We start from the raw sequence: 24,070 nt of genomic DNA on the forward strand, positions 1-24,070 counted from the left end.
AAGGCAGCAAGCCGCAGACAGTACAGGTAGTACGGGGCAGGTTTACTTGGCATTTTTAATGCCTTAGCAAACCGCCCTCTTCGAGCTAAGGCGCAGCAACGCCGTAGATTTTTTATTTTGGCTCACTATACGTTTTCAGACGGCCTGATGCTCACCGGCAGGGCTGCGGGTTTACCAGCCGACGGTAACGCCGTATTCGCCGAGCAGGTTTTGCAGGCGGTCGAACAGTTCGGCGCGGGCTTCGAGCTGCCATTGTTTTTGCAGGTCGATTTCGCCCAGCGCGCCGTCGTTGCGGTAGCGCACGCGCAGGGGGATGCCGCCTGTGTCGCGGCGGTATTCGCCGAGCAGGGCGGCGAGGGCGGCGGCGTCGCTGCCGGGGCGCACGGTGAGGGTGAGGTTTCTGGCGTATTTTTCGCGTGCCATCTGCAAGGTCATGACCTGGTTGGCCATAATCCGCAGGCCGTCGCTGCCGCCGTAGTCGTCGCGGCTGACTTTGGATTCGATAATCAGCACTTGGTCGGCTTTGAGGTGGCCGGCGCAGTTTTCCAGCGTTTGGCCGCTGATGAGGATTTCGACTTGGCCGCTTTGGTCTTCGAGGGTGGCGAAGGCGATTTTGCCGCGTTTGCCCATCATGGTGCGCACGGCGGTAACGAAGCCGGACAGCCGTACGCTCTCTTGCGGTTTCAGACGGCCTAGGCGCGTGGGGGCGATTTGGCGCACTTCTTCGGCGTAGGGGCCGAAGGGGTGGCCGGAGAGGTAGAAGCCGATGACGGTTTTTTCTTCGGCGAGTTTCTCCGATTCGCTCCATGCGGGCGCGTCGGCAAGCTGCACCGGTTCGATGGCGTCTTCCATCATGTCAAAGAGGCCGCCCTGGTTGGCGTTGGCGGCTTTTTGTTCGGCGTTGTCCATCGCCAAATCGATGTTGGCGATGAGTTTGGCGCGGTTGGGTTCGATGTTGTCAAACGCGCCGCCGCGTATCAGGGCTTCGAGGGTGCGGCGGTTCATGTGTTCTTTGCCGATGCGCTCGCAAAAATCCAACAACCCTGTGAATTTTCCGCCGGCTTCTCGGGCGGCGATGATGGATTCCACCGCCGCTTCGCCCGTGCCTTTGATTGCGCCGAGGGCGTAGCGGATCTGTTTGTTGCCGTCGGGCACAAAGCGGTAGGACGATTCGTTGATGTCGGGCGGCAGAAACTCGATGCCGTTGGCGCGGCAGTCGTCGTAGAAATGTTTGAGCTGGTCAGTGTTGTCCAATTCGGACGACATGGTGGCGGCCATAAACTCGGCAGGGTAGTGGGCTTTGAGCCAGGCAGTCTGATAGGAAATCAGGGCGTAGGCGGCGGCGTGGGATTTGTTGAAACCGTAGCCGGCGAATTTTTCCATGTAGTTGAAGATTTCGTCGGATTTTTCGCGCGAAATGCCCTGTTTGGCCGCGCCTTCGGCGAAGATTTCGCGGTGTTTCACCATTTCTTCGGGCTTTTTCTTACCCATCGCGCGGCGCAGCAAATCCGCGCCACCGAGCGAGTAGCCGCCGATAATCTGCGCCGCCTGCATCACTTGTTCCTGATACACCATGATGCCGTAGGTCGGCTCGAGAATCGAAGCCAGCAGCGGATGGATGTATTCGAATTTTTCGCCTTTCATGCGGGCGACGAAATCGGGAATGTTGTCCATCGGGCCGGGTCGGTAGAGCGATACGAAGGCAATCAGTTCTTCAAATTTGGTGGTGTGCGCCGTTTTCAGCATTTTTTTCATGCCGGTGGATTCAAACTGGAATACGGCGGTGGTGTTGGCATCGCGGAAAATCTGATAGGCGGCCTGGTCGTCGAGCGCGATTTTGCCTACATCAACGATGTCGCCCGTGGTGTTTTTGATGTTTTCCTGCGCCATTTCGATGATGGTGAGGTTGCGTAAGCCCAAGAAGTCGAATTTCACCAAGCCCACGTCTTCCACGTCGCCTTTGTCGTACATCGACACGGGCGAGGCAGATTCGTCGGCCTGATACACGGGGCTGTAATCGGAAATTTTGCCCGGCGCGATGAGCACGCCGCCCGCGTGCATGCCCAAGCCGCGCGTGAGGTCTTCGAGTTTTTTCGCCAGCGTGATGAGTTCGTCCGCCTCTTCGGCTTCGATAAGTTCCTGAATCTGCGGCTCGGCTTCCATCGCCTTGTCGAGGCTCAAAGGTTTGTTGGCTTCCAGCGGAATCAGCTTCGAGAGTTTGTCGCACAGGGTAAACGGCAGCTCCAACACGCGCCCCACGTCGCGGATTACCGCCTTGGACGACATCGTGCCGAAGGTAACAATCTGGCTCACCGCTTCCGCGCCGTATTTGTCGCGCACATATTCGATCACGCGGCCGCGGTTGGACTGGCAGAAATCCACGTCGAAGTCGGGCATGGACACGCGTTCGGGGTTCAAAAAACGCTCAAACAGCAGCGCGTATTTCAGCGGGTCGAGGTCGGTAATCTTTAAGGAATAGGCCACCAGCGAACCCGCGCCCGAGCCGCGACCCGGCCCTACGGGGCAGCCGTGCGTTTTTGCCCAGTTGATAAAGTCTTGTACGATAAGGAAATAGCCGGGGAACTTCATCTGAATGATGATGTTCAGCTCAAAATCCAGCCGCGCCTGATATTCGGGCATTTTCGCCGCGCGTTCGGCCTCGTCGGGATAAAGCTGCGCCATGCGCTCCTGCAAACCTTCGTTGGAGAGCTTGACCAGATAATCGTCGAGCGACAGGCCGTCGGGCGTGGGAAACAGCGGCAGGAAGTTTTTGCCCAAAGTGATGTGCAGATTGCAGCGTTTGGCGATTTCCACCGAGTTTTCCAAGGCTTCGGGCAAATCGGCGAAACGCTCGATCATGGTTTCGGGCGGAAGGAAAAACTGGCCGGACGTAAACTCGCGCGGACGTTTTTTATCGGTGAGCACCCAGCCGCCGGCGATGCACACGCGCGCCTCGTGCGCGTTAAAGTCGCCCTCGTTCATAAACTGTGCCGGATGCGTCGCCACCACCGGCAGCCCCAATTCCTCCGCCAGCTTCACGCTGCCCGATACCGACGCTTCCCATTCCGGCCGCTCGGGCAGGCGTTGCAATTCCAAATAAAACGCGTTCGGAAACCAAGCCGCGTATTTCAAGGCCGCCGCGCGCGCCGCGTCTTCATGCCCGTTCATCAGGTTCGCGCCCACTTCGCCCAAATGCGCGCCCGAAAGGCAGATCAGGCCGCTGTTGTCGCCGTTTTCCAGCCATTCGGGATTGAGTTCCGCATGATGGACATTGCGGTCTTTGCCGACATAGGCCGCCGTCAAAAGCTCGCTCAAGCGCAGATAACCGGCCTCGTTGCGGATAATCAGCATCGCGCGGAAAGGCTTGTCGGGCGACTCGGGGTTGCCGATCCACACGTCCGCCGCACCAATCGGCTTGATGCCCGCGCTGCGGCAGGCTTTGTAGAATTTCACCAAGCCAAACTCGTTCATCAAATCGCTGATGCCCAGTGCAGGCAGGCCGTATTCCTGCGCCTTTTTAACCACTTCTTTGATACGCACCATGCCGTCGGTAATCGAAAACTCGGTGTGCAGGCGCAGGGGGATGTAGGCGGGCTGGTTCATGGCGGTTCGGCGGGGGAAACAAAGAAAGCGCGCATTATATAACAGGCCGTCTGAAACGGTTTCAGACGGCCTGAGGGCAGGCAAATCAGGAGGCCGTCTGAAAACGGAGAGACGTTTGTTTTCAGACAGCCTCAAACCTATGCCGAACGTGTTTGGCGGATCGGCTGCAAAGGCAAAAAGGCCGTCTGAAAATGTTGTTCCAACGAAGTCGAAACTTTTCAGACGGCCTCCGACGCATTCCGCATCTGTCAGCTTTGCTCTTTCAGGCTGAGCAGATGGCGGCGGGTGGCGAGCCAGGCGCCCGCGATGCCCAGCGCAATCACAATGGCGAACACGGCCAGCCATTCGGCGGGACGGAAAAAGCGCCAGACGATGTCGATGCCGTAGGGGCGGAAAATCTGCACCACCAGCGGGCGGGTGGCGGCAATCAGCCAGCCGCACAGGCCGAGGCTGACGGCGGAGGCAATCACGCTCTGCAAGGCGGCCAGATAAAGGAAGGGGCGGCGGATAAAGGACGCGGGTGCGCCGAGCAGGCGGGCGATTTCGATTTCTTCTTTGCGCGCGAGGATTTGCAGGCGGATGGTGTTGTGTGCCACCAAAACGAAAGCCACGCTGAGGGTGACGGACAAAAAGGCGAGTATCTGCCGCACGAGGCTGTCGATGCGGTAAAGCGTTTGCAGCCATTCGGTGTCCAGCCGCGCAGACTCGACCATCGGCAGCTTGGCAAGCTCCTGTTGCAGGGCTTCGGTCTCGGCGGGCGTGCCCGTTTTCGGTGTGACGACGAACACGTCGGGCAGCGGGTTGTCGTCGAGTATGGAAACGATGTCTTCCCCGCCCATGCTGTTTTTCAACTCGTCCAAACCCTGCGCCTTGCCGACAAACTCGCTTTTGGCGACGCGCTTATCGGCGGCGAGCAGCTCTTTCACGGCGGCGCTGTCGGCTTCGGCGGCAGACGTTTCCATATAGAGCGTAATCTGCGGCGTTTCGCTCATTTTGCCCAGCACGGCGCGGCTGCTCTCTATGCCCAGATACAGGGCAAGCGGCAGGGTCATGGCAACGGCCAGCATCAGCAGGATGAGCAGGGTGGCGACGGGCTGGCGCAACAGGCTGCGGGCGGCGTTTTTCGCGGCATCGAGATGGAGGGCGGCGTAAGTCATGCGGCGAACCTGCCTTCCTGTAAGCGCAGAATGCGGTGGCCGTAGTCGGCCATCAGGGTTTCGTCGTGGGCGGCGACAATGACGGTGGTACCCGCTTCGTGGAAGGTTTTGAAGAGTTCCATAATGTCCAGCGCGTAGGCGCGGTCGAGGTTGGCGGAAGGTTCGTCGGCAATCAGCAGGCCGGGTTGGTGGACGACGGCGCGGGCGATGCACAGGCGCTGCTGCTCGCCGCCCGAAAGCGTGACCGGATCGGCGGCTTCGCGTCCGCCCAATCCCACTTTTTCAATGGCCACCCGCGCCCGCTTTTCCGCTTCGGCACGGCCGTAGCCCGCGATTTGCAGCGGCAGCAGCACGTTTTGCAGCACGTTGCGGTCGAACAGGATTTTGTGGTCTTGGAAAACGATGCCGATGTGCTGGCGCATAAAGCCCGCCTGATCGTCGTTCAGACGGCCTGTGTCCTGCCCGTTGATCCACACGCGGCCTTCGCTGGGGCGCGTGATGCCCGCAATCAGTTTGAGCACGGTGGACTTGCCCGCGCCCGAATGCCCGGCCACAAAAATCATCTCGCCCTTGCCGATGCTGAAGCTGACGTTTTTCAAAGCCTGAAAGCCGCCGCGGTAGGTTTTGGAAACTTGTTCGAAACGTATCATGTCGCAATGCGTCCGTTGTCGGAAAGAAGCGCGGATTATAGCCGAAACGGATAAAGGCCGTCTGAAAGCGCGTAAGGCGGTTTTCAGACGGCCTTCCGGTAAAGAAATTGATGCAGGCGGGCAAATACAGTAAACTGCCGCCATTAAAAAAATTTATGGTAATGCAGAATGAAAGCTGCTTTTGAAATCAAATCCGCCCGCACCGACGCACTCGCCGTGCATCTGAACAGCGCGGATGCGGCGGCGGTGGGCGCGGCGCTCGACAAGTGCGCCGCGCAATACCGCGAGCTGAACCTGCCGCTGATTCTCGATATGCAGGCCTTCCGTCCGGCCGCCGTGGACATCCCCGCGCTGTTGGCCGTTTTCCGCTCGCGCCGCCTGCCGGTGGCCGCGCTGCGCCACAGCGACGAAACCTGGGCGAAAATCGCCGCCGTCAACGGTGTGGCGTTCAGCCCCGCAGGCAGGCACGCCCCGACCGACACCGCCGACGCACCGGCTCCCGCGCCGCAGGCGTCCGCTCGCGAAACCGCCCCTGCCAAACCGGCCGGTCACCCGACGGTGTTCGTTGCCGAACCCGTGCGCACCGGCCAGCAGGTTTACGCCGAAAACGCCGATCTGATCGTCACCGGCATGGTGAGCGAAGGCGCGGAGCTGATTGCCGACGGCAACATCCACATCTATGCCCCGATGCGCGGCCGCGCGCTGGCCGGGGCGAAAGGCCGCCGCGACGCACGCATCTTCATCCATTCCATGCAGGCCGAATTGGTGTCCATCGCCGGCATCTACCGCAACTTCGAGCAGAAGCTGCCTGCACACTTGGACAGACACCCCGTCCAAATATACCTTCACGAAGACCGTTTGGTCATCGCGGCCATAGACGCATAGCGGCTGCCGTATCATTTTTCACCTCCGAAACCCAAAAAAGGAAACACCGTGGCAAAAATCATTGTTGTAACTTCGGGCAAAGGCGGCGTGGGCAAAACCACCACCTCCGCCAGCATCGCATCCGGTCTCGCCCTGCGCGGCCACAAAACCGCCGTTATCGACTTCGACGTCGGCCTGCGCAACCTCGACCTCATCATGGGCTGCGAACGCCGCGTCGTTTACGACCTCATCAACGTCATCCAGGGCGAAGCCACCCTCAACCAGGCACTCATCAAAGACAAACACTGCGACAAGCTCTTCATCCTGCCCGCCTCGCAAACCCGCGACAAAGACGCCCTCACCCGCGAAGGCGTGGAAAAAGTGCTCGACACGCTCACCGGCGAAATGGGCTTCGAATACGTCATCTGCGACTCCCCCGCCGGCATCGAAACCGGCGCGCTGATGGCGCTCTACTTCGCCGACGAAGCCATCGTCACCACCAACCCCGAAGTCTCCAGCGTGCGCGACTCCGACCGCATTCTGGGCATTTTGCAGAGCAAATCGCGCAAAGCCGAACAGGGCGGCCGCGTCAAAGAACACCTGCTCGTCACCCGCTACTCGCCCGAACGCGTGGAAAAAGGCGAAATGCTGTCGGTGCAGGACATCACCGACATCCTGCGCATCCCGCTTTTGGGCGTGATTCCCGAATCGCAAAACGTTTTGCAGGCATCCAACGCCGGCACCCCCGTCATCCACCAGCCCGACGTCGTCGCCGCCGAAGCCTACAAAGACGTCATCGCCCGCCTCTTGGGAGAAAACCGCGAAATGCGCTTCCTCGAAGCCGAGAAAAAAGGCTTCTTCCAACGCATCTTCGGAGGTTGATATGTCGCTGATTGATATGCTGTTCGGCAAAAAACAGAAATCCGCCGAAGTTGCCCGCGACCGTCTGCAGATCATCATCGCGCAGGAGCGCGTCAAAGCGCAGGCGCCCGACTATCTGCCCACCCTGCAAAAAGAGCTGCTGGAAGTGCTGTCGAAATACGTCAACGTATCGCTCGACGACATCCGCATCTCGCAGGAAAAACAAGACGGCCTCGACGTGCTCGAACTGAACATCACCCTGCCCGACCAACAGAAAAAGGCATAACCCATGACCCTGACCGAATTGCGCTACATCGTTGCCGTGGCACAAGAGCGCCACTTCGGCAGGGCGGCGCAGCGCTGCCACGTCAGCCAGCCCACCCTGTCCATCGCCATCAAAAAGCTGGAAGAAGAGCTGGCCGTATCCCTGTTCGACCGCAGCAGCAACGAAGTCATCACCACCGAAGCGGGCGAGCGCATCGTCGCCCAAGCCCGCCGCGTGCTCGACGAAGCCGACGTCATCCGCCGCCTGGCCAGCGAAGAGCAGAACGAATTGGACGGCACCTTCAAGCTCGGCCTCATCTTCACCGTCGCCCCCTACCTGCTGCCCAAGCTCATCCTGTCGCTGCGCGACATTGCGCCCAACATGCCGCTGGTGCTCGAAGAAAACTACACCCACATGCTCACCGAAGCCCTCAAACGCGGCGAACTTGACGCCATCGTCGTTGCCGAACCGTTTCAGGAAGCCGGCATCGTCACCGAGCAGCTTTACAGCGAACCCTTCTTCGTCATCGTTCCCAAAGGCCATCCGTTCGAAGAACTCGACGCCGTCACCCAGTACGAGCTGGCGCAGGAACAAGTGCTGCTGCTCACCGAAGGCAACTGCATGCGCGACAACGTACTCGACAACTGCAACGAGTTGGCCGCCAAACAAAAAATCAACGGCCTGGCCAACACCCTGCAAGGCAGCTCCATCAACACCATCCGCCACATGGTTGCCAGCGGCCTGGCCATCAGCGTCCTGCCCGCCACCGCCCTCACCGAAAACGACCACATGCTGTTCAGCATCATCCCGTTTGCCGGCGAAGCCCCCAGCAGGCGCGTCGTCCTCGCCTACCGCCGCAACTTCGTGCGCCCCAAAGCCCTCACCGCCATCCGCAGCGCCGTTATCGGCTCGCAGCTGGCCGGCGTCACCTTCGCCGCCGCATAACACAGGCAGAAGGCCGTCTGAAAACCCTTTTCAGACGGCCTCCTCCCCCCATCCCCTTAGGAAAACACATGACCGAACAAGAACTCCAAGACCTCGAACGCATGGTTGCCGTTGCCGTCGAAGCCCTCGACGACATCAAAGGCAAAGACATCTCCGTCCTCGAAACCCAAGGCAAAACCTCCCTCTTCGCCCGAATGATCATCGCCAGCGGCGACAGCACCCGCCAAGTCAAAGCCCTCGCCAACAACGTTGCCGTGCGCCTGAAAGAAGCCGGCTTCGAAATCCTCGGCAGCGAAGGCGAAAGCGGCGAATGGTCGCTCGTTGACGCGGGCGACCTCGTCGTCCACGTCATGCAGCCGGCCGTCCGCGATTTCTACGACATCGACACCCTGTGGGGCGGCGAAAAACCCGAATTCCACAACGGCGCCGCCAAACCCTGGCACACCGCAGACTGACCCGCCTGCCGCCAAACGCAGAGGCCGTCTGAAACCCACAAAAGGTTTCAGACGGCCTCAAAGCCAAAGAAAGCATCCCAAAATGAAAACAACCGTCCTGACAACCGCCCTGGCCGCACTCACATTGGCCGCCCTGCCCGCCGCAGGCGCGGAAGAAAACGCCAACCGCCGCGCCTGCCACCTCGGCGCCGAGCTGTTCTACATCATCAACGATGCCGCCATCAACGGCCAAACCGAACAACAGGCCATGAGCCGCGCCGAAAACGCCGTCACACAGAAATTCCCCGGCGCGGGACAAGAACTCTACCGCCGCCTGCGCGATTCCGGCCACCTCGCCCAAAAATTCAGAGAGATGAAATCCTTCGACCAAACGGCAGACAAAAACATCGGCACAGCAGACAAATTGCGGCGCAACAAAGAATCCTACGCCCTGGCCATGCAAAAATGCGCGGCAGAGAACTGATGTCCGAATGCCGCTCCGAACACATTGAGGCCGTCTGAAACCCCGTTTTCAGACGGCCCCATAACCTGTTCAAACTACTGCCCGCCTCCCCGATACGCCCGCGCCGTTTCCAGATAACTTTCCGCCGAACGTTTTAAAAACGCCCGTTCCGCATCGGTGAGCGGACGCGCGGCTTGGGCGGGTGAACCGGTATAGAGGAAACCGCTTTCGAGGCGTTTGCGCGGCGGCACGAGGCTGCCCGCGCCGAGTATTACTTCGTCTTCGATCACCGCGTCGTCCAGCACGATTGCGCCCATGCCGATCAGCACGCGGCTGCCGATAGTGCAGCCGTGCAGCACGGCGCGGTGGCCGACGGTGACATCTTCGCCCAACACCAGCGGCGAGCCGTCGGGTTTGGCAGCAGACGCGCCGGAAACGTGCAGCACGCTGCCGTCCTGAATATTGCTGCGCGCGCCGACGCGGATAAAGTTCACGTCGCCACGCAACACGGCAAACGGCCACACCGACACGCCGTCGCCCAGCTCCACGCGGCCGACCACCACGGCGGCGGGGTCGATGTAAACGTCGGCGGCAAGCTGCGGCAGGTGGTTGCGGAAGGGGCGGATATTGTCCATTTTCGGTTTCCTGTTTAAAAGGGCTACGGGCGGCCATTGTAGCAAAAGGCCGTCTGAAAAGATTTCAGACGGCCTTTCTGCCTTTGATGCGGCAACCGGTTTCTGCCGTTTGCCGACAGCGTGCGCCGTCGTCGGCAAACCGCGTGCGTTGCTGGACGACACGCCCTACGCGCAATCATTAAAGAGGCCGTCTGAAACCGCAAAAACAGGTTTCAGACGGCCTCTTGTCAGCAAACCGGATCAGCCGACGATTTCCACCGGCCCGTGGTCGTCGCAGTGGTCGCCGTGCTGGTGGTGCAGGCGGCCGTTGACGATGTAGTCGATATGGTCGCCGTGCGGCACGGCTTCGTGGCCGCAGCCTGCGCCGTGGACGTGGCTGCCGCAGGTGTGGACGGGGTGGCAGCCGTCGGCGTTGGTTTCGTTCACTTCGAGGACGTGCTCGTCGTAGTGGCCGTTGTGTTCGTGGTGCAGGTGGCCGTCGTGCAGGTAGTCGATGTGGCCGTCGTGGCGGATGGCGGTGTGGCCGCAGCCCGCGCCGTGGACGTGGTTGTGGTTTTCGTGGGTTTGACAGTTGCTCATGGCGTTTCCTTTTCGGTTTGTGTTAAGAAGGTGCGGCATTATAGCCCAATTTGTCGGCAATGCAAGTTTAAGATAATGTTTTATAACGAATTATTATAGTGTAACGGTTACAGTATAGCGGCAGCGCGCGTGCGGGAGGCCGTCTGAAAAGCTATAATCGCGCGTTTTCGCCCGTCCGCTTCCCCGATATGTCCGCCGTCAAAATCCAAACCCGCCCCGTCAACCCGAATATCTGCCAAACCCTTATCCAATCGGGTGCCGACCCGCTTACCGCCCGCCTGTGCGCCTCGCGCGGCGTGGTGTCGCCTGCCGAGCTTGACGACAAACTTGCCGCGCTGTTGCCCTACCAAACGCTCACCCATTGCGAAACCGCCGCCGCGCGTCTGGCCGATGCCATCGGGCGCAAAGAAAAAATCCTGATTGTCGCCGACTACGATGCCGACGGCGCCACCGCCTGCTCCGTCGGCATGGCGGGCTTGGGCGCGATGGGCGCGGCGGTGGATTTTCTCGTGCCCAACCGCTTCGAACACGGCTACGGCCTCACGCCCGAGCTGGCCGACATCGCCGCCGCGCAGGGCGTAAACCTGCTGCTGACGGTGGACAACGGCATTGCCAGCATCGCAGGCGTGGCGCAGGCGCAGGCTTTGGGGATAGACGTTATCGTTACCGACCACCACCTGCCTGCCGACGAAGTGCCAAACTGCATTATTGTGAACCCCAACCAGCGCGGCTGCGGCTTTGCCAGCAAAAGTCTGGCGGGCGTGGGCGTGATTTTTTATGTGCTGATGGCCTTGCGCGCCGAATTGCGGCGGCGCGGATATTTTTCAGACGGCCTCAAAGAGCCGAATCTGGCCGATTTGCTCGATTTGGTGGCACTCGGTACGGTGGCCGATGTCGTCCCGCTCGATCACAACAACCGCATTCTCGTTTCACAAGGCTTGAAACGGATGCGCTCGGGCAAAATGCGCCCCGGCATCCGCGCCTTATTTGACGTGGCGCGGCGCGATTGGAAAAAAGCCCAGCCCTTCGACATGGGCTTCGCACTCGGGCCGCGCATCAACGCTGCCGGACGGCTCGACGATATGTCGCTGGGCATCGCCTGCCTGCTCGCGCAAAGCGACGATGAAGCGCAAACCCTCGCCGTGCAGCTTAACGATTTGAACATCGAGCGGCGCGAAATCGAACAATCCATGCTGCAAGACGCACTCAACGCCTTTCCCGACAGCCTGCCCGCAGGACAAACCACCCTCGTTGCCTACCGCGACGACTTCCATCAGGGCGTGGTCGGCATCGTCGCCAGCCGTCTGAAAGACCGCTTTTACCGCCCCACCGTCGTATTCGCCCCCGCCGACAACGGCGAAGTGCGCGGCTCCGGCCGCTCCATCCCCAACCTGCACCTGCGCGACGCGCTCGATTTGGTGTCCAAACGCCACCCCGATCTGATTTTGAAATTCGGCGGCCACGCCATGGCGGCCGGTTTGAGCATACTCGAGCGCAACATTCCCGCCTTTCAGACGGCCTTTGAAGCAGCCGTGCGCGACATGGTGCGCGAAGAAGACCTCTCGCAAACCTTCATCACCGACGGCAGCCTGCCCGCCCGCGACATCACCTTGGAGCAGGCGCAAAACCTCGCCCGCCATGTGTGGGGGCAAGGCTTCGCCCCGCCCAGCTTCACCGACTGCTTCCGCGTCGTGCGCCAGCAAAACCTAGGCGCGGAGGGCAAACACAAAAAAGCCTGGCTGCAAAAAGACGGCCGGGAATTTGAAGCCATGTTCTGGCGTTGCAGCGAAGACATTCCCGAATATGTCCGCACCGTATACCGCCCCGTCGCCAACGAATGGCGCAACAATCTCGAATTGCAGCTTTATATCGACTATTGGGAAGCGGCGTGAAAAAGGCCGTCTGAAACATTCAGACGGCCTGATGCCCGTGCCAAACGGCCGCCGCCCACAAAACGGAAACCGCGCCGCGCATATCGGGTAAAATGCCGCCCTTGTTTACAACAGGCCGTCTGAAAACGGGCGGCCGCGGAATCGGAAATATGGCAACACAATCCACTCTGCGCTACTGGCTGCTCTCTGCGGCGGCCATCGTGCTCGACCAAATCACAAAATACGCGGTGCTGGCGCGTTTCGCCGACTACGAACGCCTGCCCGTTATCCCGCATTTTTTCGACCTGACGCTGGTGTACAACACCGGCTCGGCGTTCAGCTTTCTCGCGGCAGCGGGCGGCTGGCAGAAATATTTTTTCGTCGCGCTGGCGGCCGTGGTGTGCGCGTGGCTGGTGCGCGCGGTGAAAAAAGGCGAATTCGGCGCTTGGGGCAGCTGGGGCGCGGCAATGGTGGTCGGCGGCGCGCTGGGTAATGTGATCGACCGTTTCGTCCACGGCAAGGTGGTGGATTTTCTCTTGTTTTACGGCGAAACGTGGTCTTATCCCGCCTTCAATGTGGCCGACAGCTTTATCTGTGTCGGCGCGGTGCTGATGGTAATCGACGGCTTTAAGCAGAAAAAACACGGCAGGCCGTCTGAAAAGGATGCGGCATGAGCGGCAAAACCATTATGCTGGCCAATCCGCGCGGCTTCTGTGCGGGCGTGGATCGGGCGATCAGCATCGTCGAGCGCGCGCTGGAAGAGTTCGGCGCGCCGATTTATGTGCGCCACGAAGTCGTGCACAACAAATTCGTGGTGGACAATCTGCGCGAAAAAGGCGCGGTGTTTATCGAAGACTTGGCCGACGTGCCCGAAGGGGCGACGCTGATTTATTCGGCGCACGGCGTGTCCAAAGCGGTGCAGGACGAAGCGGCGGCGCGGGGTTTCCGTGTGTTCGACGCCACCTGCCCGCTGGTGACGAAGGTGCACAAGGAAGTGTCGCGGCTGGATACGCAGGGCTATCAGATTATTATGATCGGCCATGCGGGGCATCCCGAAGTGGAAGGCACGATGGGGCAGCTGCCCGAAGGCGCGATGCTGCTGGTGCAGACGGTGGAAGACGTGGCAAAACTCGAAGTGGCCGACCCCGACCGCCTGTCGCACGTCAGCCAGACCACGCTGTCGGTGGACGAAACGAAGGACATCATCGCCGCCCTCAAAGCGCGTTTCCCCAATATCAAAAGCCCGCCGAAGGACGACATCTGCTACGCCACCACCAACCGTCAGGAAGCGGTGAAGCAGCTGGCGGCGGAATGCGACATCGTGATTGTCGTCGGCTCGCCCAATTCGTCGAACAGCAACCGCCTGCGCGAAGTGGCCGCCCAGCGCGGCGTGGATGCGTATATGGTGGACAACGCCTCCTATCTGCGCCGCGAGTGGTTCGAGGGCAAAAAACAGGTCGGCGTTACCGCAGGTGCGTCCGCACCCGAAGTGCTGGTGCAGGAAGTGCTGGCCACGCTCAAAGCCTGGGGACACGACACTCTGCGCGAGGGCGATGGCGCGGAGGAGAGCATCGTGTTCGTGCTGCCCAAAGAGTTGCGCGGCGAGAAGAAATAAACGCCGCAACATAAACAAAGGCCGTCTGAAAAGGTTTTCAGACGGCCTTTTGTTACACCATAACAAATAATTAAATAATTTGACAGATATTATCAATCGGCCTATAAACCGAATAAATGGTGTTTTTCGTTTGTCCACCCTCTGTCCTGAAAGGAAGCATTATGAAAGCAATGGTTTACCACGGCGCCAACGACATCCGTTTGGAAGACAAACCCAAACCGCAGATCATCGATCCCACCGATGCGGTGGTGAAAATCGTCAAAACCACGATTTGCGGCACCGACTTGGGGATTTGGAAAGGCAAAAACCCCGAAGTGGCCGACGGCCGCATCTTAGGGCATGAAGGCGTGGGCATCGTCGAAGAAGTCGGTTCGGCGGTGAAAAACATCAAAGTCGGCGACAAAGTCATCATTTCCTGCGTCAGCAAATGCTGCACCTGCGACTACTGCAAAACCCAGCTCTATTCCCACTGCCGCAACGGCGGCTGGATACTCGGCTATATGATCGACGGCACGCAGGCCGAATATGTGCGCACGCCCTATGCCGACAACAGCCTGATTCTGCTGCCGGCAAACGTCAACGACGAAATCGCCCTGCTCTTGTCCGACATCCTGCCCACCGCCCACGAAATCGGCGTGCAGAGCGGCGACGTAAAACCGGGCGACACCGTATTTATTGCCGGCGCCGGCCCCGTCGGCATGTCCGCGCTTCTCACCGCCCAGCTCTACAGCCCCGCCACCATCATCGTCTGCGATATGGACGAAAACCGCCTGAAACTGGCCAAAGAACTGGGCGCGACCCACACCGTCAACCCCGCTTCGGGCGACGTGGCAAAACAGGTGTTCGAAATTGTCGGCGCAGACGGCGTGGACTGCGCCATCGAAGCCGTCGGCATTCCCGCCACCTGGGATATGTGTCAGGACGTTGCCAAAGCGGGCGGCCACATCGCCGTGGTCGGCGTACACGGCAAGCCCGTCGATTTCAAACTGGAAAAACTGTGGATCAAAAACCTGGCCATCACCACCGGCCTGGTAAACAGCAACACCACCGAAATGCTGCTCAAAGCAGTAGCCACCAGCTCGGTGGACTACACCAAAATGCTGACCCACCGCTTCAAGCTCTCCGAGTTGGAAAAAGCCTACGATGTGTTCAAACACGCTTCGGAGAATCAGGCGATGAAAGTGGTGCTTATCAACGGCTGACAAGCGGGTAAAACACAAGGGCGGAAATTCCGCCCTTTTTTGTTGCCGAAGCCATCCGTTTCACCATGCAAGAGGCCGTCTGAAACACCCTGCGGATGTTTTCAGACGGCCTCCGAATGTGCAAAGCCTCAGTGCCGTTGCAGGCTGTAGCGTTTTTCCAGCCACGAGAACAGCCAGCTCAGACACAAAGTCATCGCCAGATAAATCAGCGCGATGGTGTAGAGCGGCTCTTCGTAAATCGAGTAGCGGCCGGAGATGGTGCGTTGGACATAGGCCAGTTCGGCCACAGCGATGGCCGACAGCAGCGAGCTGTCTTTGAGCAGCGTGATGAATTCGTTGGCAAGCGGCGGCAGCATGCGGCGCACGGCCTGCGGCAGGATAACGAAGCGCATTGCCTGCGGGTAGGTCATGCCCAGCGAGCGGGCGGCTTCCATCTGGCCTTTGTCGATGGACTGGATGCCCGCGCGGAAAATCTCGGTGATGTAGGCGCCCGAGTTGGCCGTCAGCGCCAGCACGCCGGCAATCACCGCACCGTAGCTGCGGCGCAGCTCGACGGCGGCCTGACCGTCTACCAGCCAGCCGCCGTTGGGATGGATGAGCGCCGCCAGCCAGACGAAATACCAGATGAAAATCTGCACAAACAGCGGCGTGCCGCGGAACACCGTCACATAAAGCGCCGACAGATTGCGCAGCAGCCAGGCCAGCGCTTTGAGCGGCGCGCCGCCTTTTTCAAAACGGATAATCCGCGCCAGCGCGCCGAACAGGCCGAGCAGCGAACCGCCGAGGGTGGCGACGAAGGTCAGCCCCAAAGTGGTCAATGCTCCGGTCAGGAACATTTCGCGGTATTCATAAATGATGTCGAAACGGAAACTCATAAAACGGTCCGAAAGTGAAAGGGCGGGCGGATTTACCCGCCGCGAAAAACCGCGCATTTTACAAGAAAAAACACAATCCGAAAGATTTAATTGCGTTTTTTACCCGCGGCGGGGCAAGCGGGGCAGACTGTAAACGCTGTGCGAATCCGTTTACAATGGCCGCTTTTTTCCACCCGCCTTGCACCACATGAACATTTTTCCGGGCGGCCGCCTGCCGTCTGAACCCGCTCCTTCCGCCGTCACCATCGGCAATTTCGACGGCGTCCACCTCGGCCATCTGCACATCCTGCAAAGGCTGAAAACCGAAGCCGCCGCGCGCGGCCTGCGCAGCACCGTTGTGCTGTTCGAGCCGCAGCCCGCCGAGTTTTTCGCCCGCCTTGCAGGCAAAGAACCGCCGCCGCGCCTCACGCCGCTGCGCGACAAGCTGCGCCTGCTGCGCGAGAGCGGCTGCGTCGATGCCGTGCGCGTGCTGCGCTTCAACCGCGCTTTCTCGCAAATGCCCGCCGAAGGCTTTATCGACACCGTGCTGCGGCGCGAACTTGACACGCGCTATCTGCTGGTGGGCGACGATTTCCGTTTCGGCCGCGGCAGGTCGGGGGATTTCTCCCTGTTGCAGGCGCAGGCGGATTTCGCCACCGAGCGCACGCCGAGCATACTGGTTGCGGGCGGCCGCGCCAGCAGCACCGCCGTGCGCCTGGCCTTGCAGGAAGGCCGTCTGAAAGAAGCGGAAGCCATACTCGGCCACGGCTATGTGCTCAGCGGCCGCGTCAAACACGGGCGCAAACTCGGCCGCACGCTGGGCAGCCCCACCGCCAACATCCATCTGCCGCCGCACCGCTACGCCCTGTCGGGCGTGTTCGTCGTCGAAGCCGCAGGCGCGTTCGGCAGGCTGCGCGGCGTGGCGAGCTTCGGCTACAACCCCACCGTCAGCGGCGGCAGCGGCGGGCAGAAGCTGGAAGTGCATCTGTTTGATTTTCAGGGAAACCTATACGGCGAACGCCTGTTTGTCCGCTTCCTGCACAAGCTGCGCGACGAAGAAAAGTTTTCCGACATCGAAGCGCTGCGCCGCCAGATTGCCGCCGACATAGCCGCCGCGAAAAACCGGCAGGCCGTCTGAAAAATGCCGCCGGCAAATGGCACGAAATAACGCATCCGGGTATAATCGCGTTAATTTTTGCAAACTGTATGACCCTGACTTTAAAGGAGCGTTAACCGTGAACCAACCTTCCAATCCCTTGTTGAACCAACAGCAGCAGCAATACGGCTACCAACAGCAGGCGCCCGTTATCGGCATCGGCGAATGGATCGTAACCAGCATCGTGCTGGCCATTCCCATCGTCAACCTGATTATGGCGCTAGTGTGGGGCTTCAGCAGCACCACAAATCCGAACAAAGCCAATTTCTGCAAAGCCTGGCTGATTTTTGTTGCCATTGCCTTCGTTCTCTATATCCTGCTGATCGTATTCGTGCTCAGCGCGGCGGGAGCGGCAGGCGCGATGCAACAGCCCTGATTGGCAAACCCGTCACCAAGAGGCCGTCTGAAACTTTCAGACGGCCTCTTGGTTTGCACGCGCAGGCGGTGCGGCGGTTTTAAAAACGCTCGCCCGGATGCAGATAGCGCCATTTGCCCGGCGGCAGTGCACCGAGTTTGACGCGGCCGATGCGGATGCGTTTGAGGCCGACAACGCGCAGGCCGACGAGTTCGCACATGCGGCGGATCTGGCGCTTTTTGCCCTGCTTCAACACGAAGCGCAGCTGGTCTTCGTTTTGCCATTCCACTTTGGCCGGACGCAGCCTTTCGCCGTCGAGGCCGAGGCCGTGGTTGAGCAGGGCGAGGCCTTGTTCGTTCAGACGGCCTTTCACGCGCACGAGGTATTCTTTTTCCGTGCCGCTGTTGTCGCCGATCAGGCTTTTGGCGGTGCGGCCGTCCTGCGTGAGCACCAGCAGGCCGACGGAATCGATGTCGAGGCGGCCGGCGGGGGCGAGGCCGCGCAGGTGGGCGGGATTGAAAGCGATGCGGCAGGTGTCGCCCTCCCAGTGGTTTTCCGGCGTAATCAGCTCGGCGGCGGCGCGGTAGCCTTTTTCGGGCTGGCCGCTGACATAGCCCACGGGCTTGTTGAGCAGGATGGTGACGCGCTGCGCCTGCGCTTCGTGCGCCTCTTTGGCGAGATCGATGCGGTCGGCGGCGGTGACTTTCTGTCCCAGCACCGCCGCCGCACCGTTCACTTTCACCCAGCCGCGTTCGATGTAGCCGTCGGCTTCGCGCCGTGAACACAGGCCGAGTTCGGCCATGCGTTTGGACAGGCGGACGGGTTCTCCTGTACTCATCATTTTCCTCAGGATAATCGGTGGAAACGTTTTCAGACGGCCTCAACGCTGCGTCAGGCCGTCTGAAAAGGCAAAACGGAGGCGGCTCAGTCCGCGCCTTTGAGCAGGCGGTTGAGCAGCGGCGCAAGCAGCAGCAGCGCGCCGCCCGACACCGCGCCGATGGCAAACAGCAGCCAATAGAAACCGGTGTCCGCGCCTTCGTGGTGGAATTTGTCAAACAGCAGCCCGCCCAGCGTAAAACCGATGGAAAGGGCGAGGAAGTTCAGCGCCACCATCTGCGTTTTGAACATCGGTGGCGCGATTTTGGTGGCGAAAGACAGGGAAATCGGCGAGAGCAGCAATTCGCCCACGGTAATCGCCAGCAACACCAGCGCAAACAGCACCATCGGCATCGGCGTGCCCGAAGACACGAAGGGCACGAAAGAGAGATAGGCCGCGCCGGTAATCAGCAGCGACAGGGCGAATTTCAGCGGCGTTTTCGGCTGGCGCGCGCCCATTTTCGTCCACATCGCCGCCATCACGCCGGAAAACAGCACCACCCACATGCTCTGCATCGAATCCTTCCACGACACCGGCACGGTAAACCCGCCGATAGTGCGGTCGACCGTTTCGTCAAAATACACCGTCGCCACCGTATACACCTGAAACCACACCGCCCAAAACAGGCAAATCGCGAGAAACAGCGGAATATAGGCAATGATGTGGCGCTTGTTTTCCGCCCCCGTGTGCGGACTGGCCAGCAGGCGGACAAAATACGCGGCCACCACGGCCACCACGCAGGCGAGCAGCCGCTCGGGGAAATTTTCCAGCGTCAGCCAGCCCGAATACACCAGCGCCGCCAGCGCGGCGGCAATGCCCGCCGCCACGGCCGCCGCCACCCTGCCCTGCCCCTGCGGCAACGGATAGGGCGCGGGCGTGTGCGGCAGGTTTTTGCGGCCGAGCCAGTAGCGCCACAGCCCGAATGCCATGCCCACCGCCGCCGCGCCGAAGCCGTAGTGGAAACCCGCTTTGGTTTGCAGCACGCCCGTCACCAGCGGTCCGAAAAAGCCGCCGATATTGATGGAAATATAGAAAATCGAAAAACCCGCGTCGCGCAGTGGCCGCAGTTTTTCATCCTCATACAGCGAGCCGACCATCGAATTGGCCGACGCCTTCACCCCGCCGCTGCCCAGCGCAATCAGCACCAGCCCGCACAGCAGCCCCGCCAGCCCCGGCACAAGCGCCAGCGTCAGATGGCCGAACATCACCACCACGCCCGACACAAACAGCGTCTTTTCCGCGCCCCACAAACGGTCGGCCATCCAACCGCCGAACACCGTCGCCAGATAGACGCTGCCGCCGTATGCGCCGACGATGCTGCCCGCCAGCGACTTGTCCACCCCCAGCCCGCCGCGCGACGTTTCGTAATACAGATAAAGCATCAGAATGCCTTGCAGGCCGTAAAACGAAAAACGCTCCCACAATTCGATGTGGAACAGCGTCGACAATTGGACGGGGTGTCCGAAAAAAGTTTTCTGCGTACCGGTTTGCGGCATGGTTTCTCCTCCGTTGTCATAATGCCCGCCCGAAATCCGGCGGAAGGCGCTGTTTTAACCCAATGGCGCGGTTTTGTCAAAAAACGCAAAGAAAAAGCAGCGCGGCGCAAATACCGCCAAGCCTTCGGCAAAGGGCAAAGGCCGTCTGAAAACCAAGCCGTAACACACGGCGGCAAGCTTTCAGACGGCCTCAATGCGGCAGGGGAACCGCATCACGTCCTTTTCAGAAACGTCATTCCCGCACAGTTTTGGCGGGAACAGCCTCAATGCGGCGCAACGCGCCCGCGGCGGCTTTGTCCGCGCCCCATTCGCGCTCGGCCGCCGTCGGTCGGGCGGCGATGCGGCGGATTTCGCGCAGGCTTGCGCCTGCGGTATGGCGGTCGGCCAGATAAAGCAGAAGGCTCAGCTTCCAAGCCCCGTCGTCTCCGCGCAGAACAGCCGCCGCGGCTTCGTCTAACAGCGATTGGTGCGGCCGCAGGGCGGCAGCCAGCGGCGCGGTCAGCGGCCAGTCCGGGTCTTGCAGCCATTCGAGCAGCTGCGGCAGTAGCGGGATAAGGGCGGCGGCAGACGCGGCGGCAATCCGTTCGGCGGCGGCTAGGTCGAATTTGTCCTGCGGCAGGAGGGGGCTTCGGTCGGTCATGGTCGGATTTTCCTTGCGGTGGAACAGACGGAGGTCGTCTGAAACCCGTTTGGGCAGCTTTCAGACGGCCTTGCGGCAAGCGGGCGGAACGGCGCAAGACATCGGGATGTTGCCTAAGCCTGTTCGGAATCTCTGCGCGGGCGCGAAAAGGGGCAAGACGCGGGCAACGGCGGAACTCTGCCCGGTTTCGCAAGGCAGCCGCGCCGGAAATGCCGAACAGTCTGTCAGGCCGTCTGAACGTTTCAGACGGCCTTTCGGTTTGGCGGCAGATGGTCGGCAGGCGGCGCAGAAGCCGCACGGGCATCCGTACCCGCCCGATTGCCAGACATCGGCGTTTTCCGTGCGAACTGTGCTTGCCGCCGACGGTCGTGGCGGAGATTGCGAACGGTTTATCAGGCCGTCTGAAACCTTTTCAGACGGCCTTTGCCTGCGGGTATTGGGAAGCGTGCGGTGGCTTTCAGACGGCCTTTTGCCCGATGGTGACGCGCTCGTGTCCGGCGAGGTCGGGCAGGGTTTCGATGTGGCGCAGGCCGGCGGCGGCGAAGATTTCTCGGGCGGCCTCGCCCTGGTCGTAACCGTGTTCGACAATCAGCCGCCCGCCGTCGGCCAGTCTCGCGGGCGCGCCCTGCGCGAGGATGCGGATGCAGGAGAGGCCGTCTGAAAAGTCGGTGAGGGCGGTTGGCGGCTCGAAGCGCAGGTCGCCCTGTTGCAGGTGGGGGTCGTTTTTTTCAATGTAGGGCGGGTTGGAAACGATAAGGTGGAAGGAGGTTTGCAGGTCGGCGGGCAATGCGTCGAACCACGAGCCGCAGGCGAAGCGGATGCGGGCGCGGTGGGCGGCGGCGTTTTGCTCGGCGACGGCGAGGGCGGCGGGGCTGATGTCGGTGGCGGTGATGTGTGCGTCGGGGCGTTCGCAGGCGAGGGTAACGGCGATGATGCCGCTGCCGGTGCCGATGTCCCATGCGCGGCCGTCGGGTGGCAGGTGCGTGAGGGCGGCTTCGACAAGGTGTTCGGTTTCGGGGCGGGGGATAAGGGTGGCGGGGGAGACGGCGAAGGGGCGGCCGTAGAATTCGCGCTCGCCCAAAATGTAGGCGACGGGTTCGCCGTTCAGACGGCGTTGTTCGAGAGCGGCGAGGGCGGCGGCGGTGTCGGGCGGCAGGGGCTCACGGTCGCAGGTGAGGAGTTGGGCGCGAGTGTAGCCCGTGGCGGCCTGGGCAAGCAGGCGGGCTTCGTTTTTCGGCAGTGCGGTTTGGCGCAGGTAGTCTTCGAGAGTCATGGGGTTTGCCGTGGTGAGGCCGTTCCCGCCAAAACCGTGCGGGAATGGCGTTTCTGAAAGGCGGTATCGCAGAACAAAATGCAGATAACGCAAATGCGGCGGGTAAGGTGAGGTATATGACGCAGCCGTACACGCGTTTCGACAAGCTGAGCATCATATGCGGAAATTTGTAATGCACGGGAATATGTACGCTGCTTCTGGGTGGGCAAAACCGTATTGCGGGGTTTTAACTTCATTGAAGCTTTGCGTTCAGCGGCCTATTCGTGATTGCGCCGGGTCGTTACGGCATAACGACAGCAGGAATTTCGTGCCGTTTCAGCATGCGCGAAAAAACTTCGGCGCGGCCTTCAGGCGTGGATACGGAATCGCAGACATCAAACACTCCCGTTATCCCCAACCAATGCCAACGCACGGAGTCGTCCGACATCGAACGGTAGGCGGTTTCCCGCTCTGCGGCATACGCGGCGGCGGCTTGTTTGGCGGTTTCGCTATCAAGGGCGCGGATAAGGACGAGCGATTCTTCAAACCAATCGTCGTCTGCCGGCATGCCGTTACGGATGGAGCAGTACAGAAGGCCGACGCAGAAATATTTTTCCATTATGTTCCTCTGTGCGGGACGTCATTTAGATCCGTTACCACAGCGGTAGGGCGGGCGGTTTCGTGAATCGGTTTACCCGTCGAATGAGCGGCATCAGGGATAACGCGATAATCGCAGGAGACCCTTTCGCCGCTTGGCCTGTTTTGCCATAGCACTTATGTTTTCAGATATGGCTGCCGATTGGTGCAGGACAAAACAACGGCGAGCAGACCAGACATACGCTTAGCAACGGGTTGTCAGACCTTCGCATCTGCCGCGTTTTGCACCCAAATTATGCCGATGCATCATTTCAAATACGCTTTATGACACGACGGCCTGCGATTTTGCAACGGCTTTTCCCTCGGAACGGCACGGCCAAAACAGTCAACGCAGCGCAAAATATGGGGCTCTATGTCCATTGGATAAGACCGTCCCCGCCTACGCGGGGATGCCGTTTCTGAAAGCGAAACTTCAACGGAGTTAAAACGCATTGGCGTTTTAATGCCTGATATGGATGCTGCTTTTGTCTGCCTGGGCGGAGTGGCTGCGGTTATTTTCAGACGGCTTCTCTGCGGCTTCGGCATCCGCGCTGCCGGCTCTGACCGCCTGTAACAGCACTGCACCTCGGCCGTCTTCAAGCAGCAGGCTGCGGCGGCCGATGCGGAAGGTTTCGATTTGGGTAAAAGTACGGCTGATGCGGCTTTCGGCTTCGGCCTGCTCTTCGCCGCAGGCCATGCGTGTGGAAGCGGTATAGCCGAAATTCAGACGGCCTGCGCCTGCCGATGTGTAGCGGGTGTTCATGCGGTTGCAGCCCGCATAACTGGAGAGCACGTTGCGTTCGGTGTCAAACAATAACTCGGCTTGTCCGCCGAACGGTGTGCCATCGACTTTTTCCACTTTCCATTTTCCGGCCAATGCGCTGCTGTCGGCGGGATGTGCGACGCAGCCTTCCAAAAGCAGGGCGGTGGCCAGACAAATTACTGCTTTCATATGTTTTCCCTTTTTTCAGACGGCCTTTTAGGCCGGTTCGGACAAGATGCGGGCTGTCCGCCTGCCCGACATGGTGAATCAACACAAAAATATTGTGCTGCTGCATCCTAGCTTGAAGAAGGCGGTTTCTACTGCATGTGGAAATACCAAGAAAACTGGCTTGCTGTCTGCAGTTTACCGTTTTGTTTCTTTTTTATTTTACTCACTATATTTATGTCGGCATACTGCAATCAAACAAAAGCACGGACATGCCGTGCTTTTGTTATCCAAATCCCGAAGGATTTATTTGTGTTTTTGTGAGCGGATATATTCCAGCGTTTTGAGTTCGGCAATCGCCGCAGCCAATGCGGCGTGTGCTTTAGCCAAAGATTCGTCGTCGGTTGCTTTGGCGATGTTGCTCTCTGCGGCTTTTTTCGCTTCCTCCGCACGCGCCTGATCCATTTCGCTGCTGCGCACGGCCACGTCGGCCAATACGGTCAGCTTGTCGGGCTGCACTTCGAGCACGCCGCCGGAAACGGCAACCAATACTTCTTCGCTCTGTCCGGGCACTTGCAGACGCAGTGCTCCCGGACGTACCAAACTCATAATCGGCTCGTGTCGCGGGTAAATACCGAGCTCACCTTGCACGGTCGGCACTACCGCAAAGGCAGCCTCGCCCGAATAGATGTTGTATTCGTTACTTACCACTTCAACTTGCATGACACTCAT

Annotated in this window: 25 protein-coding genes; 12 read left to right on the forward strand and 13 right to left on the reverse strand. The window is 60.1% G+C overall.

The annotated features are described in order from the left end of the window. Nucleotides 1-171: 171 nt before the first annotated feature. The 3 genes from dnaE to ACG2K1_RS11665 all read right to left on the reverse strand — a co-directional run bounded on the left by dnaE (nt 172) and on the right by ACG2K1_RS11665 (nt 5,410). Nucleotides 172-3,603 (reverse strand): DNA polymerase III subunit alpha, encoded by a 3,432-nt coding sequence (gene dnaE, locus ACG2K1_RS11655; protein WP_395429053.1) that lies wholly within the window; start codon nt 3,601-3,603, stop codon nt 172-174. 248 nt (nt 3,604-3,851) lie between these two features. Continuing rightward, nucleotides 3,852-4,760 (reverse strand): permease-like cell division protein FtsX, encoded by a 909-nt coding sequence (gene ftsX / locus ACG2K1_RS11660; RefSeq protein WP_009426402.1) that lies wholly within the window; start codon nt 4,758-4,760, stop codon nt 3,852-3,854. Continuing rightward, complete coding sequence (locus ACG2K1_RS11665; RefSeq protein WP_009426401.1) at nt 4,757-5,410, reverse strand: cell division ATP-binding protein FtsE; 654 nt, start codon at nt 5,408-5,410, stop codon at nt 4,757-4,759. Before ACG2K1_RS11665 ends, ftsX begins: the two co-directional genes overlap by 4 nt. 168 nt (nt 5,411-5,578) lie before the next feature. On the opposite strand from ACG2K1_RS11665, the gene minC reads away from it, so the two are divergent. From minC to ACG2K1_RS11695, 6 genes are all read left to right on the forward strand, one after another. Beyond that, nucleotides 5,579-6,295 carry a septum site-determining protein MinC gene (minC, locus tag ACG2K1_RS11670; RefSeq protein ID WP_395429052.1) on the forward strand — a complete coding sequence of 239 codons (717 nt, stop codon included), beginning with the start codon at nt 5,579-5,581 and terminating at the stop codon, nt 6,293-6,295. A 48-nt stretch (nt 6,296-6,343) separates the two neighbouring features. Next, entirely contained in the window at nt 6,344-7,156 is an 813-nt protein-coding gene (gene minD / locus ACG2K1_RS11675; protein WP_395429051.1) for a septum site-determining protein MinD, read from the forward strand. A gap of 1 nt (nt 7,157) precedes the next feature. Continuing rightward, a complete protein-coding gene (gene minE, locus ACG2K1_RS11680; protein ID WP_009426398.1) occupies nt 7,158-7,421 on the forward strand; it encodes a cell division topological specificity factor MinE in 264 nt (87 codons plus the stop codon). A 3-nt stretch (nt 7,422-7,424) separates the two neighbouring features. Next, nucleotides 7,425-8,345: a LysR substrate-binding domain-containing protein gene (locus ACG2K1_RS11685; protein WP_395429050.1), complete on the forward strand. Its 921-nt coding sequence runs from the start codon at nt 7,425-7,427 to the stop codon at nt 8,343-8,345. Nucleotides 8,346-8,413: 68 nt separating this feature from the next. After that, the gene (gene rsfS, locus ACG2K1_RS11690) at nt 8,414-8,800 is read left to right on the forward strand and encodes a ribosome silencing factor (RefSeq protein WP_009426396.1); all 387 of its coding nucleotides are present in this window, start codon (nt 8,414-8,416) and stop codon (nt 8,798-8,800) included. Between the two features lie 82 nt (nt 8,801-8,882). Continuing rightward, the gene (locus ACG2K1_RS11695; protein WP_395429049.1) at nt 8,883-9,263 is read left to right on the forward strand and encodes a hypothetical protein; all 381 of its coding nucleotides are present in this window, start codon (nt 8,883-8,885) and stop codon (nt 9,261-9,263) included. Between the two features lie 74 nt (nt 9,264-9,337). Here ACG2K1_RS11695 and ACG2K1_RS11700 read toward each other — a convergent pair whose 3' ends face one another. Continuing rightward, nucleotides 9,338-9,877, reverse strand: a complete 540-nt coding sequence (locus ACG2K1_RS11700) for a gamma carbonic anhydrase family protein (RefSeq protein WP_395429048.1) — start codon at nt 9,875-9,877, stop codon at nt 9,338-9,340. Nucleotides 9,878-10,117: 240 nt separating this feature from the next. Beyond that, complete coding sequence (locus ACG2K1_RS11705) at nt 10,118-10,456, reverse strand: hypothetical protein (RefSeq protein WP_395429047.1); 339 nt, start codon at nt 10,454-10,456, stop codon at nt 10,118-10,120. A gap of 188 nt (nt 10,457-10,644) precedes the next feature. Here ACG2K1_RS11705 and recJ point away from each other — a divergent pair, with 188 nt between their 5' ends. The 4 genes from recJ to ACG2K1_RS11725 all read left to right on the forward strand — a co-directional run bounded on the left by recJ (nt 10,645) and on the right by ACG2K1_RS11725 (nt 15,144). Beyond that, nucleotides 10,645-12,348 carry a single-stranded-DNA-specific exonuclease RecJ gene (gene recJ / locus ACG2K1_RS11710; protein WP_395429046.1) on the forward strand — a complete coding sequence of 568 codons (1,704 nt, stop codon included), beginning with the start codon at nt 10,645-10,647 and terminating at the stop codon, nt 12,346-12,348. Between the two features lie 149 nt (nt 12,349-12,497). Continuing rightward, nucleotides 12,498-13,001: a signal peptidase II gene (gene lspA / locus ACG2K1_RS11715; RefSeq protein ID WP_036496215.1), complete on the forward strand. Its 504-nt coding sequence runs from the start codon at nt 12,498-12,500 to the stop codon at nt 12,999-13,001. Continuing rightward, the gene (ispH, locus tag ACG2K1_RS11720; protein WP_395429045.1) at nt 12,998-13,942 is read left to right on the forward strand and encodes a 4-hydroxy-3-methylbut-2-enyl diphosphate reductase; all 945 of its coding nucleotides are present in this window, start codon (nt 12,998-13,000) and stop codon (nt 13,940-13,942) included. Before lspA ends, ispH begins: the two co-directional genes overlap by 4 nt. A gap of 161 nt (nt 13,943-14,103) precedes the next feature. Continuing rightward, nucleotides 14,104-15,144, forward strand: coding sequence for a zinc-dependent alcohol dehydrogenase family protein (locus tag ACG2K1_RS11725; protein ID WP_009426388.1), 1,041 nt, complete (start codon nt 14,104-14,106; stop codon nt 15,142-15,144). Between the two features lie 128 nt (nt 15,145-15,272). Here ACG2K1_RS11725 and ACG2K1_RS11730 read toward each other — a convergent pair whose 3' ends face one another. Then, nucleotides 15,273-16,019 carry an amino acid ABC transporter permease gene (locus ACG2K1_RS11730; RefSeq protein ID WP_009426387.1) on the reverse strand — a complete coding sequence of 249 codons (747 nt, stop codon included), beginning with the start codon at nt 16,017-16,019 and terminating at the stop codon, nt 15,273-15,275. Nucleotides 16,020-16,206: 187 nt separating this feature from the next. Here ACG2K1_RS11730 and ribF point away from each other — a divergent pair, with 187 nt between their 5' ends. Further along, nucleotides 16,207-17,136, forward strand: a complete 930-nt coding sequence (ribF, locus tag ACG2K1_RS11735; RefSeq protein WP_036496199.1) for a bifunctional riboflavin kinase/FAD synthetase — start codon at nt 16,207-16,209, stop codon at nt 17,134-17,136. Between the two features lie 97 nt (nt 17,137-17,233). After that, entirely contained in the window at nt 17,234-17,530 is a 297-nt protein-coding gene (locus tag ACG2K1_RS11740) for a hypothetical protein (protein WP_051040438.1), read from the forward strand. 79 nt (nt 17,531-17,609) lie between these two features. Here ACG2K1_RS11740 and ACG2K1_RS11745 read toward each other — a convergent pair whose 3' ends face one another. The 7 genes from ACG2K1_RS11745 to ACG2K1_RS11775 all read right to left on the reverse strand — a co-directional run bounded on the left by ACG2K1_RS11745 (nt 17,610) and on the right by ACG2K1_RS11775 (nt 24,070). After that, nucleotides 17,610-18,347, reverse strand: a complete 738-nt coding sequence (locus ACG2K1_RS11745) for an rRNA pseudouridine synthase (protein ID WP_051040436.1) — start codon at nt 18,345-18,347, stop codon at nt 17,610-17,612. An 86-nt stretch (nt 18,348-18,433) separates the two neighbouring features. Beyond that, nucleotides 18,434-19,882, reverse strand: coding sequence for an oligopeptide:H+ symporter (locus tag ACG2K1_RS11750; RefSeq protein ID WP_395429044.1), 1,449 nt, complete (start codon nt 19,880-19,882; stop codon nt 18,434-18,436). A 232-nt stretch (nt 19,883-20,114) separates the two neighbouring features. Further along, complete coding sequence (locus tag ACG2K1_RS11755) at nt 20,115-20,522, reverse strand: DUF5071 domain-containing protein (RefSeq protein WP_395429043.1); 408 nt, start codon at nt 20,520-20,522, stop codon at nt 20,115-20,117. A 457-nt stretch (nt 20,523-20,979) separates the two neighbouring features. After that, nucleotides 20,980-21,795, reverse strand: coding sequence for a peptide chain release factor N(5)-glutamine methyltransferase (gene prmC, locus ACG2K1_RS11760; RefSeq protein WP_395429042.1), 816 nt, complete (start codon nt 21,793-21,795; stop codon nt 20,980-20,982). A 280-nt stretch (nt 21,796-22,075) separates the two neighbouring features. Further along, nucleotides 22,076-22,393 (reverse strand): DUF4288 domain-containing protein, encoded by a 318-nt coding sequence (locus ACG2K1_RS11765; protein WP_009426375.1) that lies wholly within the window; start codon nt 22,391-22,393, stop codon nt 22,076-22,078. A 477-nt stretch (nt 22,394-22,870) separates the two neighbouring features. Then, on the reverse strand, nt 22,871-23,362 hold the full coding sequence (locus ACG2K1_RS11770) for an META domain-containing protein (RefSeq protein WP_395429041.1): 492 nt from the start codon (nt 23,360-23,362) through the stop codon (nt 22,871-22,873). Nucleotides 23,363-23,644: 282 nt separating this feature from the next. Then, the gene (locus ACG2K1_RS11775) at nt 23,645-24,070 is read right to left on the reverse strand and encodes a F0F1 ATP synthase subunit epsilon (RefSeq protein WP_009426372.1); all 426 of its coding nucleotides are present in this window, start codon (nt 24,068-24,070) and stop codon (nt 23,645-23,647) included.

The organism is Neisseria sp. 23W00296, from assembly GCF_044772855.1.
GTDB lineage: Bacteria > Pseudomonadota > Gammaproteobacteria > Burkholderiales > Neisseriaceae > Neisseria.